Origin of the sequence: Desulfurivibrio alkaliphilus AHT 2 (genome assembly GCF_000092205.1) — a bacterium.
Classification (GTDB): Bacteria; Desulfobacterota; Desulfobulbia; order Desulfobulbales; family Desulfurivibrionaceae; genus Desulfurivibrio; species Desulfurivibrio alkaliphilus.
Genome location: NC_014216.1, coordinates 2,917,638 through 2,937,094 on the forward strand (window position 1 = coordinate 2,917,638; position 19,457 = coordinate 2,937,094).

Sequence of the window (19,457 nt, forward strand, 5' to 3'; positions counted from 1 at the left end):
TGTGGCGTCAACGACGTAAGATGTTGGGCCATAAGTCATCGTAAGGAGGGTTAGCATGGAACGGGGGGGATTTACCTGTTTGGGCAACGTGATCAAGACCGGCCTGCTGGTGGGGGGCTCCGGCCTGATCGGCGGTGGCATTCTCCACTACTTCAAAAAACAGGCCGATTGCGAGTTTGAACTGCTGGCCCCCAACAGCAAACAACTTTCCCTGCGCGACCCGGAAGATATCCGCGCCTGGCTCCAGCGCTTCCGCCCCGAGTTTATCGTCAATTGCGCCATCACCGCCCTTGATTCCAGCCCGCTGCTGGCCTACGAGACCAACTACCTGGGCACCATCTACCTGGCCCGGGCGGCCCTGGAGCTCAAGATCCCTTATATCCATTTCAGCTCGGCGGCGGTGTTGCCCCCCGGCGAAAATCTTACCGAAGATGATCACCTGGAACTGACCCCCGATTTGCCCAACTACCCCAAGTCCAAACTGCTGGCCGAGCTGGCCCTGGCCGAGTTGCACCGAAAGTACGGTCTTGATTACACCAATATCCGCCTGGCAGTGGTTTACGGCGCCCATGATCACAAGGTGCAGGGCTTCCACCGGCTGCTTTTTTCCATCGCCGACCAGACCATGCCGCTGCTCTTTACCAACCGGCAGGCGATTCATTCCTACTCCAACGCCAAAAAGGTACCCCCCTTTGTGCACCACGTGCTGCGCCACCGGGAGGAGTTCAGCGGCAAGACCTGGCATTTTGTCGACCCTTTGCCGGTATCGCTCAGCGAGTTGATCATCACCATCAAGTCTTACCTGGAATTGAAAAGGCCGCGGGAAATTTATCTGCCTTACCCCTTGGCCCGCTTTGGTGCCGGGGTGATGCGGGGGATAACCCGGCTGCTGGGGCGGATCGGCATTGAGGCCCGGATGCCGGCGGAACTGCTGTTCATGGAAAATTTTTATCAGACCCAGACCCTCTCATCCCGGCGGCTGCAGAGTTCCAGCTTCGTCGACCCCAAACCGGAAGCCACGGTGTTCACCGAATTGCCCCACCTGCTGGAGTATTATCTTTCCCGCTGGGAGGCCCTTAACCTGATTACCACCTACAACCAGGATTTTTTTGCCTGCCGCCAGCGGGGGGAGGAGTTTACCCGGGACCCGCAAAGCCTGCTCAAAGAGCTGGACGAGGAGGTCGGCCGACCATTGCTGGGGGACTCGGAGCCGTCCTGAGGGGGGCTGCAGCCGGTCAACAAGAAACAAACTGACTCATCAGTCAAAAAAGTATTGACAGCCGTTGGCGCCGGGTGTATCTCACTACTTAACAAAGAGTTACTGACTGACTGCTCAGGTTGTTTTTGGCGGTCGGGTAACAGCGATCGCTTACGGTGTTCAGGGGTAACAATGGTCAAAACGCGCAGGAGCAGAAAAAGCGGGCCCACCCGCAAGGAGGCCATTTTGGAAATGGCCACCGTTTTTTTTGCCGAGAAGGGTTTCCGGGAAACCGCCATTGGCGACATCGCCAAGATGATCGGGGTGGCCGACGGCACGGTCTTTTACCATTACAAAACCAAGGAAGATCTTTTTGTTGCGGTGCTGGAGAAGTTCAAAGAGCAATTGATCCAGGAGAGTCGCGATTTTCTGGCCGGGCAGGAATTTGCCGACGGGCTGGCCATGGTGAAAGGGCTGGTGGGGTTTTACCTGGGCCTGGCCGCCCGGATGGAGGAGCGTTTCTTGCTGCTGCACCGGCATTATCCCTACAAGCTGGCCGAGGAAAATCCTAACTGCCGGCGGCATCTCGAGGATATTTATGATTTTTTCGCCGGCACCTTCGAGCAGGCCATCCGCCGGGGCCAGGAAGATGGCTCCATCCGGGAGCTTCCGGCCCACAAGACGGCGTTGCTGATCTTTACCATGGTCGACGGGCTGGTGCGGATCGGCACCTACCGTCTTTACCAGCCGGGGTCGCTGTACGACGAGCTGGTGGACTCGGTCCAGCGTATGCTGAGCCGTTAGTTAACTGAATCAGGCCGGGTGGTTAATCGCTTGCCGGGGAAAGAATATGCGTAATGATGCCAAAGAGCAAAAAGTGGCCGGGGTGGGACTGGCGGTGTTCAGCGGTGATTTTTGCCGGGGCGACGAAGTGCTGGCGGCCCTGCGACAGGACACCGGCTGCCGGGTCGTCGATGACCGGGTGTTGGTAAAGGAAGCCGCCCGCTTGTCGGGAATGTCGCCTGGCGCCATTGAGCGGGCCTTCTCGGCCAAGGATTCGGTCTTTGAGAAATTTACCCATGAAAAGGGCGGCGCCTTGGCCTGGCTGCGGCGGGCCCTGGCTGAACAACTTGGGTCATCCGGGCTGCTGCTGGCCGGCAATGTGGCGCACCTGTTGCCCCGGGAAATCAGTCATTATTTAAGGGTTTGCCTGATTGCCGAACTGCCGTTCCGGCTGCAGCAGGCCATGGCGGCCGAAAACCTCACAGAAACCGAGGCCCGGCGGCGAATCACCGCCGCCGATACCGCCAAGGCCCATTGGGTTCAGGCCCTGCGGGGCCATGAAGACCCTTGGGCGGCGGAGCTATACGATATGTTGCTGCCCATGGCGGAAACCGGGGTCGAGGAGGCGGCGGCGCTGATCGGCCGGCAGTTGCAGCGGTCGGCGGTGCAGCCCACCGAAGAATCACGGCAGGCCCTGGCGGATTTCCAGCTGGCCGCTCAAGCCGGGGTGGCCTTGGTGGAAGCCGGCCATGACGGCGAGGTGGCGGCCCAACAGGGGCGGCTTACCGTGCGGATCACCAGAAAAGTTCTGATGTTCAACCGTCTGCGGGATGAAGTGCAGGCGATGCTGGGCGAGTTGCCGGGGGTGGCGGAGGTGTCCGTGGAAGTGGACCCCGGGGTGCCCCATGATCGCCAGGCCGAGATTTATCGCAAGCATGATCGCGGCACCCCTTCCAAGGTACTGCTGGTGGATGACGAGCGGGAGTTTGTCCAGACCCTGTCGGAGCGGTTGCTGTTCCGGGACGTGGGGGCGGCGGTGGCCCACGACGGCCAATCGGCCTTGGAGATGCTCATCGATGACGAGCCCGAGGTGCTGGTGCTGGATCTGAAAATGCCGGGCATCGACGGCATTGAGGTCCTGCGCCGGGTGAAAAAGATTCGCCCCGAGGTGGAGGTCATTATCCTCACCGGCCACGGCTCCGAGGATGACCGGCGGACCTGCCTGGAACTGGGTGCTTTGGCTTACCTGCGCAAGCCGGTGGATATCGACGAGCTTGAGGCCCGCCTGCAGGAGGCCCATCAAAAGGTCCAGGCGAGCCGGGAGGCCGACCGGGCCTGATGATGAGCAGGTGGCGACTGAAAAAACCGGTGTTTTGGGACCAGGGGGCCAGCGGCGACGCCGGCGACCGGCCCCACTTCGACTTTCGCCGGATCTGGAAACGGGCGGTGGTGCTGATGCTTTGCGTAGCCCTGCTGCCGCTGCTGGCCCTGGCCTGGTTTGACTACCAGGTGACCAGCCAGTACAGCGAAAACGAGATTGTGCTGCGCACCGATCGGCTGGTCTCCAACACCAAGCGAACGGTGGCCTTCTTCCTGGAAGAGCGACAGGCGGCGTTGCAGTTCGTGGTCCGGGAGTACGGCTTTGCCGAGCTCAACGATGACCGGCGCTTGGCCGGGATCCTGGCCAACCTGGGCAGTTCCATCGGCGGTTTTACCGATCTCGGGCTGTTTAATGCCGAAGGCCGGCAGATTCGCTATATCGGCCCTTACGCCCTGAAAGACCGGGATTACCGCGACGAACCCTGGTTTCGCGAAGTGGTGGCCGCCGGCAGCCATGTCAGTGACGTCTACCTGGGTTTCAGGGCCGAGCCGCACATGGTGATCGCGGTGAAGCGGGAAAAGGAGGACGGTTCCTTTTTCGTGCTCCGGGCCACTTTGAATACCGTCTGGTTCAACGAGCAGCTGGCCCACATTCGGGAGAGCAGTTTCGGGGATTCGTTTCTGATTAACCGGGAAGGGGTGATTCAGACCCCGACCCTGGCCCATGGTGAGGTGCTGGACCGCTTCCCCCTGGCGATTCCGGCTTATGCCGAGGATACCCGGGTGGCGACCATCGCAGACCGGCAGGGACGAGCGTTGGTCATGGGCTATGCCTATATCCCCGGTTCCCCGTTTATTCTGCTGGCCATTGGGGAGAAGGCGGAACTGTTGCAGCCCTGGCTTTCGACCAGGTTGGTGGTGGTCCTTTTTCTGGTTGGCGCGGTGTTGCTGATTGTCCTGGTGACCCTGGGGGTGGCCACCAACCTGGTGGGCGATATCTACCGGGCCGACCGGGATCGGGCCACGGCCCTGCGCGAGGCGGCTCGGGCCAACAAGCTGGCCTCGCTGGGGCGGCTGGCCGCCGGGGTGGCCCATGAGATCAATAACCCTTTGGCCATCATCAACGAAAAGGCGGGGTTACTGGCCGACCTGCTGACCCGGGCCGGTGATGCACCTCCGCCCAAGGAAAAATTGCTGAGCCAGGTGGAATCTATTCACCGGGCGGTGGCTCGCTGTGCCGGCATTACCCGCCGCCTGCTGGGTTTTGCCCGGCCCGGTGAGATTAAACTGGAACCGGTCGAGCTGGCCGAGGTGGTGCAAGAGGTTCTGGAGTTTCACGGCAAAGAGGCGGCCCACCGCAATATCACCGTCGGGGTGGAGATTGACCCGGAACTGCCCGTCCTGACCAGCGATCGTAACAAGCTGCAGCAAATTTTTCTCAACCTGGTGGGCAACGCCTTTGCCGCCATGGAGGACAGGGGGCATCTCTATATCACCGGTAGCCGCCCGGACACCGAGCGGGTGCTGATCACCGTCACCGATGACGGTTGTGGTATTGCCGAAGCGGATTTGAAGAAGGTGTTCGAGCCCTTTTTCTCCACCAAAAGCAAGGATGAGGGTACCGGCTTGGGGCTGTTTGTTACTTACGGGCTGGTGCGCGAGCTGCGGGGCACGATCCGGGTGGAAAGCATGGCCGATGCCGGCACCAGATTTTTCATTACCCTGCCTTTGCAGGGCCAAGATAGGGCCGAAAACGACGAGGAGCAGGATGCGGATTTTACTGGTTGACGACGAGGAGGAACTGGTTTCGGCCCTGGCTGAGAGGTTGCAGCTGAGGGGGCTGGCCGCCGATTGGGCGAGATCCGGCGAGCAAGCCCTGGAACTGGCTCGCAACCAGGCTTACGACGTGGCGGTGATTGACCTCAAGATGCCGGGAATTGGCGGGATCGAGTTGAAAAAGCAGCTGGCGGCGGCATTCCCCGCCCTGCGTTTCATCTTTATGAGCGGCCATGGCTCGCTCAGCACCTTCACCAGCGGCATCGGCGAAATCGGCAGCGCGGATTACTTTTTGCTAAAACCGGTGGATATCAGTCAGCTGATCGACCGGCTCCGTGAATTGGCGAAGTGACGCTTTATCCCCGGCCGGGGAACAACGGAGGCTGTATGATGACGGATAAACGAGTGGACGGCGACTTGGCAGGGCCACGGTTTTGCGGTGAGGTAAGCGCGGCGGTCAGCCATGAAATTAAAAACGTGCTGGCCATTATCAAGGAAACCGCCGGGTTGCTGGATGACCGTGCCGGGCGGGCGCAGGCCGAGGCTCTGCCGCTGGCTCCCGACCAGGTGCGGGAGGCGACCCGGGCTGTGGACCGGCAAGTACGGCGGGCCGATGCCATTGTTCGGCGCCTTAACCGTTTTGCCCACAGTGTGGATCGGGAGTCGGAGGCGGTGGAGCTGGGCGAGTCGTGCCGGCTGCTGGCCGAACTGGCCGACCGCATGTTGGCCGGCCGGGGGGCAACCCTGGAGGTGCTGGCGGAGGCGCCGGAGGTGACCGTGCAGACCAGCCACTTTCGCCTGCTGCAGTTTTTATGGCGAGGGTTGTCGGCCGTATTGGCAGCGGCGGGCAACGGGGCTCGGTTGCAGCTGACGGTGGCTGCCCGGCCTGAAAAGAAGAGCGGTGGCCGGGTGGAACTGCGCTGGCAGACGGCGGCGCCAACCCCGGTGGGCGGCCCGGAATTTCCCGGTCCGGCGGAACTTGAATTGCTGGCGCAACTGGCTTGGCAATTTGAATTAAATCCCGATGAACAGCATTTTGTGTTGCTGCTGCCGTGATTGTGCGGTGGTCGCAAGGTAGTAATCCATAACCGTTCACCAGGGGTACTAACCTGCCGGTTTAACGGGCCGTAACCGTTCAGCAGTGCTGCAGATTCGGGCAAGCAGCCAGGCGCCGCGTACACCGGGTACTCAAGCCTGGCTGATCGCCCGAAGGTGCGGTGCTGCTGAACGGTTACGTAAATCCATGCCATAAGGAGGATCAGTCATGGCGGAGAAAATTTTATTGATCGATGATGAGGCAGAATTTGTGGAAACCCTGGCCGCTCGGATGCGCTCCCGGCAGATGGAGGTGAGTACCGCCACTTCCGCCGTTGAGGCCTTGCAGCGCGAGGATGTGGACTCTTACGACGCCATTGTCCTGGACCTGCAGATGCCGGGCATGGACGGCCTGGCGGCGCTGGAGGAAATCAAGAAGCGCAACCCTCAGCTCCAGGTGATCCTGCTCACCGGCAAGGCCACGGTGGAGAAAGGGGTGCAGGCGATGAAAATGGGGGCCATGGATCTACTGGAAAAACCTGCGGATATCGATGAGCTGACCAGGAAAATCAAGGAAGCCGGAGCCCGGAAGATGGTGCTGGTCACGGCGGCCAGCGAAAGCCAGATCAAGGAGATTATCGGCAACAAGGCCTGGTAAACGGTTTAGCCAAACATTGGCACAGTTAAGGTGCGGTCGGCGCTTTTTTTTAGTGACCAGCAAAAACTGACTGATTGCTCAGTTTGGTTGTTGCTGCTCCTGCCCGGCGCCAAGGTCGCAAGTTAAGGGTAGTAACCATAATTCAAGGAGGGTTGTTAACCATGAGTGCATTCAAACAAGTCGGCCAGTTCATGATGGCCGGCGCCAGGGCCCACGCCCAGTGGGAAAAAAAGATGTCCGACCGGATTCTGGGTGATCGCCGGCGGCTGTTGTTGCTGGGGCTGCTGCTGCTGCCCATCATTCTGGGCGGGGTGGCCTGGGCCGACGAACTGGTTGGTGCCTTGCCGGCCATCCTCGGCGGTAAGATGGCCTATTCTCCGGCCTTTTATACCCCCACCATCTTTTTTGCCTCCATCGGCGTAGGTCTGGGAGCCGGCCTGATCACCGGCTGCATCGGCGCCGGCGGCGGCTTCATCATCGCTCCGGCCCTGATGAGCGCCGGGGTCAAGGGGATCATGGCGGTGGGCACCGACCTGTTTCACATCTTCGCCAAGGCGATCATGGGTAGCGTGCTCCATCGCAAGCTGGGCAACATCTCGGTGGCCCTGGCGGTGACCTTCCTGATCGGCGCCATCGGTGGCGCCACCGTGGGCGGGTTGATCAACCGCACCCTGTATGAACTCAACCCGGTGCTCAGTGATGCCTTCATCACCACCGTTTATGTCTTCATGCTGGGCTTTCTGGGCTTTTACGCCCTGGCTGATTTCCTGCAGTCCCGCAAGGCTTCCACCCTGGCCACCGCCGAAGGGCAGGCGCAAAAGGACACCGAAAGCATGACCGCCCTGAGCCAGAAGATTCAAGGGGTTAATATTCCGCCCATGATCCACTTCGATCAGGGCGTGGTGCCCGGCGGGCGCAAGATCTCGGCCCTGTTTCTGGTCATCAGCGGTGTAGTGGTGGGCCTGGCCGCGGCCATCATGGGGGTGGGCGGTGGTTTTCTCACCTTCCCGATCTTTGTTTACATCCTGGGGGTGTCCTCTTCCACCACCGTGGGCACCGACATCTTCCAGATTATCTTTACCGCCGGTTACGCCGGCCTGGGACAGTACGCCATTTACGGCTTTATCTTTTACACCCTGGCCATGGGCATGCTGCTGGGCTCCCTGATCGGCATCCAGATCGGCTCGGTGGTTACCAAGGTGGTGCCGGGATCAACCATCCGCGGCTTTTACGCGGTGGCGGTGCTCTCCGGCTTTGTTAACCGGGCCTTTGCTCTGCCCAGCAAGCTGGCGGCTTTGGGGTATCTCGATATCACCGCCCGCACCGGCTATATCCTGGAGCAGATCGGGATCTATTTATTTTTTGTCGTTATTACAATCTTTTCGATTTGGGTTATCGGTACCTTTGTGGTCAATATCAAGGCCCTGAAGACCGGGCCGTTGACAACCCATTCCAACGAGCAGGTTTAAGGAGGGAAGTGCAATGATTGCCAACAAAAAGGAATTCAGCCTGGGACTGGTGTTGTTCATCGGTTTCTGGGGTGTTTTCGTCGTTCTCATGTCGCCGGTCTTTGCCGGCAGCAACCTGCTGGATTACATGGATAATCTTTATAATTCGATTTCCAAGAATTCAGCCTACTATATCCCCGGCGCCCAGGAGCGGGTAAGGGCCTACCAGGGCCGGGAAATAACCTTCGCGGTGGCCGCCAAAGACCAGCAACAGGCGGCGCGGACGGCCAAAAACTTTGAAATGATCGGGGCCCGGGTGGAACAGGAAGGTACCACCCTGCAGGTCAGCGGCGATATGGGCCGCCTGCTGGTCGCGATCCTGGAGGATGCCGACCGGATGTATCACAACGACGGCACTGCCATTGCCGCCAGGTACGGCATCCATGAACGCCTGGTGGTTTACGATTGGTGGAACGCCTTGAAAACCGGTCAGGATGACCTGAACCGCCAGCACAAGTTCGCCGAGGCCAAGGTCTTCTACGATGCCATGACCCGCGGCGTGGAGCCGGCTTACAACTATTACGAAATCGAGGCCGAGCCCATCCGCAACAAGGCGGGGACGGTGGTGCTCTCGCTGGCCGGTTACGTGTTCTATACCCTGTGGTTCGGCTTTGCCATCCTCTTCATGTTCGAAGGGTGGGGGATCAAGCTTGAGCACTAAAGGGAAAACGCGCTGCAGCACCGCATCTTGCGGCGATCAGCCCGGCTTGCGTACCGGGGTACGCGGCGCCGGGCTGCTTGCCGCAATCTGCGGTACTGCAGCGCGTTTTCCGCTTGTTATGGGTTTTGATTTGTGCTTGAAGGAAATCATGAGTCTTTTTTGGCGTCTCAAGGAATGGTTGGGGTTGGAAGAAAAGCGGCCGGTGTTGTCCGCAGCCGAGCTGAAGGTGGCTTTTCGTCGTCAGTATCGTGAGTTCCGTTCGCTGCTTACGGCCAACAACAACGCCCTGGAACTGATGGCTGAAATCGACCAGGCTTTGGCCGGCGGGCGTCCCTTCAGCATGGCCTTTGTCCGGGGGCACTGCACGGCCCTGGGGGCCAACGTGCTGAAGATGATCAACCTGCTGGTGGCTTTGGGCGGGGAGCGATATGGGCGACTTCGCCCTCCGTTTGCACGGATTACCGGCGAGCTGGAAGAGATCATGACCCGGGAGCCGAAACTGGCCGGGGACGATTTTATCCTGCCCCTGGCCGCCCTGGATCGCCACCGGGCCGATGAGGCCGGGGAAAAAATGGCCAACCTGGGCGAGATCCGCAACCGCATCGGCCTGCCTACTCCCGAGGGCTTTGTGATCACCGCCGCCGCCACCCGCCACTTTTTTGCCGCCAGCAACCTGCAGGTGGAAATCAACCGCCGCCTGACTTCCCTCAATCCCGATCGCTTGGCCGAAGTTTACGCCGTCAGCGCCGCCATTGAGCGCCTGATTGTCGAAGCCCCTTTGCCCGCCGACCTGGAAGCGCAGATTCTGGAACACCATGCCCGCCTGGCCGGTGGGAAAAAGCGGGCCATCCTGGTGGCCATGCGCTCCAGCGCCTTGGGCGAGGACAGCAGCCGCAGTTCCTTTGCCGGCATGTATCGCAGTCGCTTGCAGGTGGATGCCGCCTCCCTGCTCACCGCTTACAAGGAGATCGTGGCCGGCAAGTATCGGCCCCAGGCCATGATTTATCGCCTGCAGCGAGGCTTTCGGCATCAGGATGTAATCATGTGCGTCGGTTGCCTGACCATGGTGGACGGAGCGGTCAGCGGGGTGATGTACAGCCGCCCGCCGGAAGATTTGCGTGGCCGGTGGGTGGAGATCACCGCCGCCCCGGGCTTGGCCGATCAGGTGGTCAGCGGCCGGGCGGCCGCACGCCGTTACCGGGTGTCCCGAGAGCTGCTAACCGCTCAGCAGCAGGGTGACACTCCTGATGAACTGCTGTCCGAAGAGCGGTTGGCGGAGCTGGCCGGGATCGCTGTGCGCCTGGAAGAGCATTTCGGCTCCCCCCAGGATATCGAGTGGTCTTTGGGGCGGGATGGCAGGATTTACCTGTTGCAGTCCCGGCCCTTGGGGGGAGCTGGTCTAAGCGGTGCCGCCAGTGAGGTCTCGCCCGTCGACAGCCCGGGTCCGGCAGCCGAATCCGTCGCGCAAACGCCGGGCCGAGCGACGCACGAGGCTGCCGGGAAGGCCGCTTTGCGGGACGAAAGCACTTCGCCGCCGGCCGATATCCTGCTGCGGGGAGGGAACTGTGTGGCGCCGGGGGTGGCGGCCGGCCCGGTGTACCCGGTGCAGCGCGAGGAGGATCTGCTGCAGTTTCCCCGGGGCGCGGTGCTGCTGGCGGCCCATCCTTTGCCGGAATGGGCGGTGGTGCTGCCCCGGGCGGCAGCGGTACTCAGTGAAACCGGCGAGAGTGCGGCACATCTTGCCACCGTGGCCCGGGAGTTCGGGGTGCCGGCCATTTTCGGCCTCCAGGGAGCCCTGGCCAAGCTGGAGCCTGGTAGTGAAGTTACCGTCGATGCCACCGGCTTGCGGGTCCATGCCGGTCGGCGGCAGGAGCTGCTTAACCAGGTGCCGCCGCCGCCGAAGCTGATGATCGGTAGTCCGGTGCATGAGGTTTTGCGCCACGCCGCCGCCCTGATCACGCCGCTGAATTTGATCGACCCCGCCTCACCGTTCTTTCGCCCCGAGAATTGCCGCACCCTGCATGATATTACCCGCTACTGCCACGAAAAGGCGGTGGCGGAAATGTTCGCCTTCGGCGCCCGCCAGGGTTTTGCCGCCGGGGCGGCCAAGCAGTTGGTGGATCAGTCGCCCTTCACCTGGTGGGTCATTGACCTGGAAGACGGTTTTGCCCCCGAGCATGACCCCCAAGAGTCCTTCATTCGCCTGGAGCATATTCGCTCGGCCCCCATGCTGGCCCTGTGGCGGGGCATGACCGCTTTCCCCTGGCAAGGGCCGCCGCCGGTGAACCTGCGGGGCTTTGGCTCCATCCTCTTCCGCTCCACCATGAATCCCGATCTCGAACCAGCGGTGCGCTCCAACCTTAACGCCCGGAGCTATTTTTTGATTTCCCGCAATTTCTGTAACCTCAGTATCCGCCTGGGCTACCATTTCGCCTTGGTGGAAAGCCACATTTCGGAGTTGCTCACGGAAAACTACGTCAGTTTCCAGTTCAAGGGGGGGGCGGCCGACGATCGTCGGCGCCTGCTGCGGCTGGATTTGATCGGCGAGGTGCTGAGCCGTCACGATTTCCGGGTTGCCCGCAAGGAAGACGCCCTGACCGCCCGGCTGGAAAAGGTGGAGGCGCCGTTTCTGTTGGAGCGCCTGAAGGTGTTGGGTTATCTGCTGATCCACACCCGGCAGATCGATATGGTCATGGCGGATCGGGCCATGGTGGCCCATTACCGGCAAAAAATCAACCGTGAGCTGACGTCGTTGCTGGCCCAGCCGGTGGTGAAAAATGTTTGAGCCCCTGCAACTGCTGATTGTCGATGATGAGCCGGATTTCCGCGAAGCCCTGGCCCAGCGCCTGCGCTTTCGCGGTTTCGGCGTGCGCACCGCCGCAGGCTGCCACCAGGCCCTGGCGGCCCTGGCCGAGCAGCCGGTGGAAGTGGTGATCCTGGATGTGATGCTGCCCGATGTTGACGGCCTAGACTGTCTGGTACGGATCAAAAAACGGTGGCCGAACACCGGGGTAATCATGCTCAGCGGCCATGCCTCCATCAGCGCCGGGATGCAGGGAATTGCCGCCGGAGCCAGCGAATACTGCCTGAAGCCGGTTGAACTTGGCGAACTGGTGGAGAAAATTCACATCGCCCACGCCGAGGCCAGGGCGCGGGGTTGAGTACGGCCCCTGGAACTGTGCTTCAGGGTAACGTTTTTTTTTACAATTTTTTTAGCCCCCTTGAGTCATAGCGGAAGCACCTCTCTTTCCTGAAGATAACACTTTGTTTTTTCAGTCTTTAGCTCTCTCCTTTCATCCCCCCCTGATGGCCTGTTTTGGGCCGAAAAAAAACTGATTCCAGGAAGAGTTCCTGTAAAAAACCTCTTGACAGCCAATTATGGGGAGCATTAAGAACACCCCCATGCCGCCCATTGGCCTCCTCCGGTGAAGAGATGTTCGGTCGGTGACCGGTGGTCGGCATAATGCACTGGATATGGTATGTCGGTTTTTTGGCTGCCATCTTGAATGTTGCCTGGAGGGGGTGACATCAATACCACGCGGATATCCGAATTACTGGCGCCTCATCACCCCTTTTTTTGATGACGGCGTTTTTTAATGGCTTTTTATTTTTCTCCATACTTTTTCAACTGCAAGGGGGTCTGTCATGACCGCGGAGTCTGAAGGTAAAGAACATTTTCTGGTGAAAGGCTTGCTCATCCCGATGAAGCGCTTTCCCCATATCGACGAGGATCTCAACCTGCACGAGGCGGTGCGGGCGTTACAGGAGTACACCTGCGGCGAGTACGAGCGGATGCGTTACTCCGAGATGCTGGTGGTGGACGCCAAGCAGCAACTGGTGGGGCGGGTCAACTTGCAGAGCATCCTCAAGGGGCTTGACCCTAACCTGGGCCAGGTGATCGACGGTTTTGAAGGCAAGCGGGGGGAGTTCCCCAACCTGGCCATCCTGTGGGGGGATTCTTTTTTCGAGACCTGCAACCGCCGTTTCGGCAACAACGTCAAGGATTTCATGGTTCCGTTGCCGCCGCCGGTCAAGGAGCAGGAGTCGGCCTTCAAGGCCCTCTCCATCATGCTGACCCACAACGAAACCGTGCTGCCGGTGCTGGCCGAAGATGGTTCCTACGTGGTGGGGGTAATCCGCCTGGAAGAAATTTTCAACGCCATTGTCAAGCGTTGTGATACCTGATTTTTGTTTTTTTTTATTTTCAAATTAGACCTTGTAAGGACGTGTAAAAATGGCTGAAGAGAGAAGTTCGCAAGGAGCGGCGGCGGTCGACGATGATAAGGTCGGCCTGGCGGCCGAGATTAAGGAAATCAACTGGAAGAAGTGGATTTTCATGTTTGTGGGGATCGGGCTGTTCAGTGTGGTCTATTTTTCCCCGCCCTGGCCCAGCGCCTTCGATCCCATGGGCAAGGAGTTTGTCTTGAGCCCCCAGGGCAAGGCGGCCCTGGCCCTCTTTTTGCTGGCCGGCACCTGGTGGGTCTTTGAGGTACTGCCCATCGGGGTGACCGGGATCACCATCGGGGTGGTCCAGGCGCTGTTTTTCATCCGCCCGGCCAGTGATGCCTTCAAAGACTTCATGGACCCCTCGGTGCTCTTTATCTTCGGCTCCCTGGTGATCGGGGCGGTCTTTACCAAGGTGGGAATCACCAAGCGGCTGGCTTACAAGATGCTGGATATTGTTGGTGAGCGCACCAGCATGATTTATCTGGGCTGTTTTGTGGTCACCGCCCTGTTGACCCACCTGATGGCCCATACCGCGGTGGCCGCCACCATGTACCCGCTGCTGCTCTCCATTTACGCCCTCTACGGGGAAGGGGACCGGCCCACCAAGTTCGGCAAGGGGCTTTTTATGGGCATGGCGTTTGTGGCCGGGGCCGGTAGTATCATCACCCTGCTGGGCGCGGCCCGCGGTATTGTCGCCCTGGGCTTTTTCCAGGAGATTGTCGGCCGTGAGATCTCCTTCTTTGAACTGACGTTTTATATGTTCCCGGTGGGCTGGTTGATGGTCTTCCTGCTCTGGGGCTTTTTCATGATCTTCTTCAAGCCGGAAAAGGCGGTAATTCCGGGCTTGCGCGAGAAGGCGCGGGAGCTCAACGCCGCCATGGGGCCGCTGACCCGCCATGAGAAGCTGGCCGGCATCATTGTGCTGGGGGTTATTGCTTTCCTCTCCCTCCAGTCTTTCGTCCCGGCCCTCCAGCCTTTCAACAAGGCGGCCATCCTGCTGGTTTCCACCATTCTGTTCTTTGTTCTCGGTATTCTTGATATCAACGACCTGGAAGCGGTGCCCTGGAATATCATCCTGCTTTTTGCCGGCGCCATGAGCATGGGCTTCTGTCTCTGGCAGACCGGGGCCGCCGAGTGGCTGGCCATCAACTGGCTGGGCTTCTTCCAGGATGCGCATTGGTTTGTCTTCGTGATGGCCATGGCCTTCTTCGTGCTGCTGATGACCAACTTCATCATGAACGTGGCGGCCATCGCCATCTCGGTGCCGGTTTCCCTGGTGGTGGCGCCCTATCTGGGGGTGGCCCCGGAGGTGATTGTTTTCGCCGCCCTGGTCACCGCCGGCATGCCCTTTCTGCTGCTGGTGGGCGCGGCTCCCAACGCCATCGCCTACAACTCCAAGCAGTTTACCAGCGGTGAGTTTTTCGCCTACGGGATTCCGGCCTCGATTCTGCTGATGGCGGTGGTCGGTCTGGCGGTGATTTTGATCTGGCCGTTGATGGGCATGCCAATCACGGTCCCCACCCCGTAAGCGATCACAGGGCACCGCATCTTGCGGCGATCGAGCCGGCTCACGTACTGAGGTACGCTTCGCCGACTCGCTTGCCGCAACCTGCGGCACCCTGTGACCGCTTACCCCCGTGGACCCTGTATTAGTCATTGCTGAACGATTCTCCATATTTAATGAAAAACACCTGAGGGAAAGGCTATGAAATACGACCAGGAGATCAGCGCCCTTTTTGATGCCTGGAATGAGGCGATCCAGAGCGGCGACCCCGACCGGGTTACCGCCCTCTATGCCTTCAACGGCATCCTGTTGCCCACCGTCTCCAACCAGGTGCGCCACAATCATGCCGAGATCCGGGATTATTTTGTCCACTTCCTGGCCAAGAAACCCAAGGGGACCATCAACGAAAGCAATATCCGGGTTTATAACGATATCGCCATCAACTCCGGGGTTTACACCTTCGACTTTAGCCCCCCGGATGGTGAACCCTTCAGCGTTACCGGTCGTTTTACCTACGTCTACCAGTGGTTCGGCGATCATTGGTTGATCATCGAGCACCACTCTTCCATGATGCCGGAGAAATAGGCCGCGTTATGTCCGCCGTGATCACTTTCATAGTGATGTTCGCTTTCTGGATTGTCATGTCCGGGAAGTTTGACCTTTTTCACCTGACCATGGGCTTGCTCTCCAGCGGCCTGGTCACCTGGCTGTCCCATGACCTGCTCTTTTCCGGGCATACCAAGAAGCTCGGTGACCTGCTGGTGGAAATCGGTCGCTTTCTCTGTTACGTGGTCTGGCTTTCCTGGCAGATCGTGCTGGCCAATATCCATATTGCCGGCCTGGCGCTCTCGCCACAGGCCCGGGAGATCATGAACCCGCACGTGATCAGCTTCAAGACCGTGCTGAAGACCGATTTTGCCCGTTTTGTGCTGGCCAATTCCATCACCCTCACCCCGGGCACGGTGACCATCCGGATTCAGGACGACACCTTCTACGTCCATGCCATCACCACCCAGTCGGCCGGGGACCTGGCCGGGGACGGACCCGGTGAGATGGAGCGCTGGGTGGCCTGGGTCTTTGAAGAGGGGGCGCGCTGAGATGGAGCAGTTTCTGATCAGTATCGGGGTGGCGTTGCTGTTGCTGATGCTCATGAGCCTCTTTCGGGTGGTGGCCGGTCCCACGGTGATCGACCGGATCCTGGGGGTAAATGTCATCGGGATCAAGACCGTGGTCCTGATCATCATCGTCGGCATCCTTGACGGCCGGGTGGAGATGTTCATCGATATCGCCCTGGCTTACGCCCTGATGAACTTTATCACCACCATCGCCGCCGCCCGTTTTTACCAGCGGCAGAGCCAGCCCGCCGCCGCTGATGCCGAAGAGGCCAAAACCGCCCCGTCGGCCCCGCCCACGGCGGAAAATGCCAAGCCGGCGGGCAAGGAGGGTTCCCATGCTTAATGCGGTGGTGATTATCCTGATGATCAGTGGCTTTCTGCTTTTTTTCGCCACCACCGTCGGCCTGCTCCGGTTTCCCGATTTTTACACCCGGGTGCATGCCGCGGGCAAGGGAGACACGCTCTCCACCGCCCTGTTGCTGGCCGGCCTGATCATCTATTACCTGCAGGATTTCAGCGGTGAGGCGCTACTGACCGCCGTTAAGCTGTCGCTGATCGTCTTTTTCGTCTTCCTGGCCAGCCCCACCGCCACCCACGCCATTATCGACGCGGGTTACGAGGCCAAGGTTCCCTACTGGACCAAGCGCAAACCGTCGGGCGAGGCCGAACCTTACGACGGGGCGGAACGGCGTCGGGAAGACCGGCAGATTTAAACGTTTAGAGGAATTCCGTAATGACCTGGGACGCAAGCCTGCTCTGGCAGTTTGATCTGCTGATTTTGCTGATGATGGTGATTTGCGCCATCGCCGCCCTGTCGCTGAAAGACCTGGTCAGTTGCGCGGTGGTCACCGGCGCCTACAGCTTTCTGATCTGCCTGATGTGGACGGAAATGCTGGCGGTGGACGTGGCCTTTACCGAGGCGGCGGTGGGCGCCGGGATCAGTACGGTTATCATCCTGGGCACCGCCCAGTACGTTAAGCGGAGGAGCAAGGATTGAAGCGCCTTACCCTGGTCATCCTGGCGATCTGCGCCGTGATCATGCTGGCGGCGGCGGTGGACCTGCCCGACTGGGCCGACCCTGCATCGCCGGCCAGCACTCACCTGTCGCCGGACTTTCTGGAGCAGGGCTACGGTGAGACCGCCACGCCCAATATCGTTACCGTGGTGCTGGCCGATTACCGGAGCTACGATACCATGTTTGAGGCGGTGGTGGTCTTTGCCGCCGCCCTTATCGTCCTGGTGGTCCTGCGTCATACCCCGCGCAAGCGGCGCAAGATGCTGCAGCACCGGCCGGTGCGGGAAGGGCGGGACACCGTGTTGCGGGGCGCGGCCCAGTTGATTATTCCGGTGATGCAGATCTTCGCCCTCTATGTGGTGGGACATGGCCATTACAGTCCCGGCGGCGGTTTCCAGGGCGGGGTTATTTTCGGGGCCAGCTTTATCCTGCTGGCGCTTTGCTACAACCTGAAGTTCACCATCGAGCGTTTTCGCGAGCAGGCGGTGCTGGTTTGCGTGGCCGGCGGGGTCTTGCTCTATGCCGGGGTAGGGGCCGTCTGCCTGGCCATGGGCTGGAATTTCCTGGGGTATGCCGGTTTGGCCGGGATTCTTGGCGTGGGCGAGGTCATGGCCCGCTCCCACGGTATTCTGGCGGTGGAAGTGGGGGTCGGCATTACCGTCTTTTCGGTGATGATGTCGCTCTACTACGACCTGGCCTCGGGCGGAGATCTGGATGAAGGTTTATAGTTAATATGGACGAAATATTTCATTTCATAATCGGCAAGTACAATTACTGGGCCTCGCTGGTGCTGCTCTTTATCGGGTTGTATGGCATGATCGCCAAGAACAACCTGATGAAGAAGATCATCGGCATGGTTATCTTCCAGACCGCCATTCTGCTTTTCTTTGTCTCCATCGGAGCCAAGCGTGGTGCTACGGTGCCCATCATTGAGTTCGGGCCGGACAAGCAGCCGCTGCTGGAGGCGTCCGCCTATGCCAATCCGTTGCCGCACGTGCTTATTCTCACCGCCATTGTAGTGGGGGTGGCCACCCTGGGGGTGGCCCTGGCCGTTCTCCAGAAGATCCAGCGGGTGCACGGCACCATCGAAGAGGATGAAGTCCTGGAGGATCAGCGCCAATGATGATTGACCAGGCTCCGGCCCTTATTATCATATTCCCCCTCTTTATCTCCCTGGTGCTGACCCTGGCCGGGTCGCTGGGCCCGCGGGTGGCTTACGGCCTGTTGCTCTGCGGGATGGCCGGCTCGCTGCTCTTTTCCCTGTTGGCCTTGGGGCAGGTGGTGGCGGACAATCAGGCCATCCATTACCGGATGGGCGACTGGCCGCCGCCCATGGGCATTGAGCTGGTGATCGACCACTTGAGCGGGATCGTGCTGGTGCTGGTCTCCGCCTGCGCGTTGCTCACCGCCGTTTACTCCCTGCGCACCGCCGCCGAGGACAACCCCGACCGGCTGCACCATTATTACGCCCTGTTTGCCCTGCTGGTCACCGGGCTTTTGGGCATGACCGCCAGCGGTGACGTCTTTAACCTTTACGTCCTGCTGGAGATCTCGGCCCTTTCCAGCTACGGCCTGCTGGCCCGCGGTCGGGGTCCGGCCTACTACGCCACCTTCAAATACCTGATTGTCGGCACCATCGGCGCCTGCTTCTACCTGCTGGGGATTGGTTACCTATATATCATGACCGGCTCGCTCAACATGCTGGACCTGGCGGAGATCATCAGCCGGCCGGAGTTGCAGGAGTCGGTGAGCATCAAGATCGGCTTTTCCCTGATGATTCTCGGGGTCTGGATCAAGATGGCGCTCTTTCCCCTGCACGCCTGGCTGCCCAACGCCTACAGCAAGGCCGGCATCACCACCGCCTGCCTGATCGCCCCGCTGATGACCAAGGTCAGTGTTTACATCATGCTGCGAATCATGTTCACCGTCTTTTCCGTGGACTATATCTTCGACTCCATCGCCTGGAGTCAGGTGGTGATTTATCTTGCCTCGGCGGCGGCGTTGATCGGCATGATAAGCGCCCTGGCCCAACGGGATTTGCGGATGATGCTCTGCTATATCGTGGTGGCCGAGATCGGTTACATGACCGGCGGGGCCTGGGTGGCCAACGCCGCCGGCTACACCGGCGCGGTCTATCATATCCTGGCCGACGGCCTGATGACCCTTTGCCTCTTCATGGCGGTGGGGGCGGTGATCTACCGCACCGGCCTGACCTCCATGGCGGCCATGCAGGGGATCTTTCAGCGCATGCCCATCACCGCCGTGGTGCTGGTGATCGGGGCTGCTTCCATTATCGGTATTCCGCCCACCTGCGGCTTTTTCTCCAAATTTTACCTGATCCAGGGGGCGGCCCAGGCCGGCGCCTGGGTGTTTGTCGCGGCCCTGCTGATCGCCAGCCTGGTGGCGGCGGTGATGTTTTTCAAGCTGCTGGAGATCGCCTTTTTCGGTGACCCGCAAGCCCTGGAGCAGGAAGCGGCCTCCGGCCACGGCCATGGCGAGCATGGCGGGCAGCCGGTGGTGGCTCGCCACGAGGCGCCCCTGAGCATGCTGATCCCCATGGTTATTACCGCCGCCGGGTTGATTGTGCTGGGGCTGTATACCAAGGAAGTGGTCGAGTTTTTTATCGGCTGGTCGATCCCGGCCGGATTTTAACGGCG

Annotated in this window: 21 protein-coding genes; all 21 read left to right on the forward strand. The window is 60.1% G+C overall.

Features of this window, described 5'->3' with window-relative positions:
* Positions 1 to 55 precede the first annotated feature (55 nt).
* Positions 56 to 1,219 (forward strand): NAD-dependent epimerase/dehydratase family protein, encoded by a 1,164-nt coding sequence (locus tag DAAHT2_RS12685; RefSeq protein WP_013164677.1) that lies wholly within the window; start codon positions 56 to 58, stop codon positions 1,217 to 1,219.
* 231 nt (positions 1,220 to 1,450) lie between these two features.
* Positions 1,451 to 2,002, forward strand: coding sequence for a TetR/AcrR family transcriptional regulator (locus DAAHT2_RS12690; protein WP_041719886.1), 552 nt, complete (start codon positions 1,451 to 1,453; stop codon positions 2,000 to 2,002).
* A 46-nt stretch (positions 2,003 to 2,048) separates the two neighbouring features.
* Entirely contained in the window at positions 2,049 to 3,320 is a 1,272-nt protein-coding gene (locus DAAHT2_RS12695) for a response regulator (protein ID WP_013164679.1), read from the forward strand.
* A complete protein-coding gene (locus DAAHT2_RS12700; protein ID WP_013164680.1) occupies positions 3,320 to 5,089 on the forward strand; it encodes a sensor histidine kinase in 1,770 nt (589 codons plus the stop codon). The genes DAAHT2_RS12695 and DAAHT2_RS12700 overlap by 1 nt, the downstream gene beginning before the upstream one ends.
* Positions 5,070 to 5,429, forward strand: coding sequence for a response regulator (locus tag DAAHT2_RS12705; protein ID WP_013164681.1), 360 nt, complete (start codon positions 5,070 to 5,072; stop codon positions 5,427 to 5,429). The genes DAAHT2_RS12700 and DAAHT2_RS12705 overlap by 20 nt, the downstream gene beginning before the upstream one ends.
* Before the next feature lie 35 nt (positions 5,430 to 5,464).
* Positions 5,465 to 6,133, forward strand: coding sequence for a histidine kinase dimerization/phospho-acceptor domain-containing protein (locus DAAHT2_RS14105; RefSeq protein WP_013164682.1), 669 nt, complete (start codon positions 5,465 to 5,467; stop codon positions 6,131 to 6,133).
* A 208-nt stretch (positions 6,134 to 6,341) separates the two neighbouring features.
* Entirely contained in the window at positions 6,342 to 6,770 is a 429-nt protein-coding gene (locus DAAHT2_RS12715) for a response regulator (RefSeq protein ID WP_013164683.1), read from the forward strand.
* Between the two features lie 161 nt (positions 6,771 to 6,931).
* Positions 6,932 to 8,239, forward strand: a complete 1,308-nt coding sequence (locus tag DAAHT2_RS12720) for a sulfite exporter TauE/SafE family protein (RefSeq protein ID WP_013164684.1) — start codon at positions 6,932 to 6,934, stop codon at positions 8,237 to 8,239.
* A gap of 13 nt (positions 8,240 to 8,252) precedes the next feature.
* On the forward strand, positions 8,253 to 8,939 hold the full coding sequence (locus DAAHT2_RS12725; RefSeq protein WP_013164685.1) for a hypothetical protein: 687 nt from the start codon (positions 8,253 to 8,255) through the stop codon (positions 8,937 to 8,939).
* Between the two features lie 148 nt (positions 8,940 to 9,087).
* Positions 9,088 to 11,724: a PEP/pyruvate-binding domain-containing protein gene (locus tag DAAHT2_RS12730; protein ID WP_013164686.1), complete on the forward strand. Its 2,637-nt coding sequence runs from the start codon at positions 9,088 to 9,090 to the stop codon at positions 11,722 to 11,724.
* Positions 11,717 to 12,100: a response regulator gene (locus DAAHT2_RS12735; RefSeq protein WP_013164687.1), complete on the forward strand. Its 384-nt coding sequence runs from the start codon at positions 11,717 to 11,719 to the stop codon at positions 12,098 to 12,100. The genes DAAHT2_RS12730 and DAAHT2_RS12735 overlap by 8 nt, the downstream gene beginning before the upstream one ends.
* Before the next feature lie 484 nt (positions 12,101 to 12,584).
* A complete protein-coding gene (locus tag DAAHT2_RS12740; protein ID WP_013164688.1) occupies positions 12,585 to 13,124 on the forward strand; it encodes a CBS domain-containing protein in 540 nt (179 codons plus the stop codon).
* Between the two features lie 49 nt (positions 13,125 to 13,173).
* A complete protein-coding gene (locus tag DAAHT2_RS12745; RefSeq protein WP_013164689.1) occupies positions 13,174 to 14,694 on the forward strand; it encodes an SLC13 family permease in 1,521 nt (506 codons plus the stop codon).
* Between the two features lie 177 nt (positions 14,695 to 14,871).
* Positions 14,872 to 15,255 (forward strand): SgcJ/EcaC family oxidoreductase, encoded by a 384-nt coding sequence (locus DAAHT2_RS12750; protein ID WP_013164690.1) that lies wholly within the window; start codon positions 14,872 to 14,874, stop codon positions 15,253 to 15,255.
* Positions 15,256 to 15,290: 35 nt separating this feature from the next.
* A complete protein-coding gene (locus DAAHT2_RS12755; protein WP_280983143.1) occupies positions 15,291 to 15,767 on the forward strand; it encodes a Na+/H+ antiporter subunit E in 477 nt (158 codons plus the stop codon).
* Between the two features lies 1 nt (position 15,768).
* Positions 15,769 to 16,128 (forward strand): MrpF/PhaF family protein, encoded by a 360-nt coding sequence (locus DAAHT2_RS12760; RefSeq protein ID WP_013164692.1) that lies wholly within the window; start codon positions 15,769 to 15,771, stop codon positions 16,126 to 16,128.
* Complete coding sequence (gene mnhG / locus DAAHT2_RS12765; RefSeq protein WP_013164693.1) at positions 16,121 to 16,498, forward strand: monovalent cation/H(+) antiporter subunit G; 378 nt, start codon at positions 16,121 to 16,123, stop codon at positions 16,496 to 16,498. Before DAAHT2_RS12760 ends, mnhG begins: the two co-directional genes overlap by 8 nt.
* Positions 16,499 to 16,518: 20 nt before the next feature.
* Entirely contained in the window at positions 16,519 to 16,782 is a 264-nt protein-coding gene (locus DAAHT2_RS12770) for a Na(+)/H(+) antiporter subunit B (RefSeq protein ID WP_013164694.1), read from the forward strand.
* Positions 16,779 to 17,528, forward strand: coding sequence for a hydrogen gas-evolving membrane-bound hydrogenase subunit E (gene mbhE / locus DAAHT2_RS12775; protein WP_013164695.1), 750 nt, complete (start codon positions 16,779 to 16,781; stop codon positions 17,526 to 17,528). The genes DAAHT2_RS12770 and mbhE overlap by 4 nt, the downstream gene beginning before the upstream one ends.
* Positions 17,529 to 17,533: 5 nt before the next feature.
* Positions 17,534 to 17,923, forward strand: a complete 390-nt coding sequence (locus DAAHT2_RS12780; protein ID WP_013164696.1) for a cation:proton antiporter subunit C — start codon at positions 17,534 to 17,536, stop codon at positions 17,921 to 17,923.
* A complete protein-coding gene (locus DAAHT2_RS12785; RefSeq protein WP_013164697.1) occupies positions 17,920 to 19,452 on the forward strand; it encodes a proton-conducting transporter transmembrane domain-containing protein in 1,533 nt (510 codons plus the stop codon). The genes DAAHT2_RS12780 and DAAHT2_RS12785 overlap by 4 nt, the downstream gene beginning before the upstream one ends.
* Positions 19,453 to 19,457 lie beyond the last annotated feature (5 nt).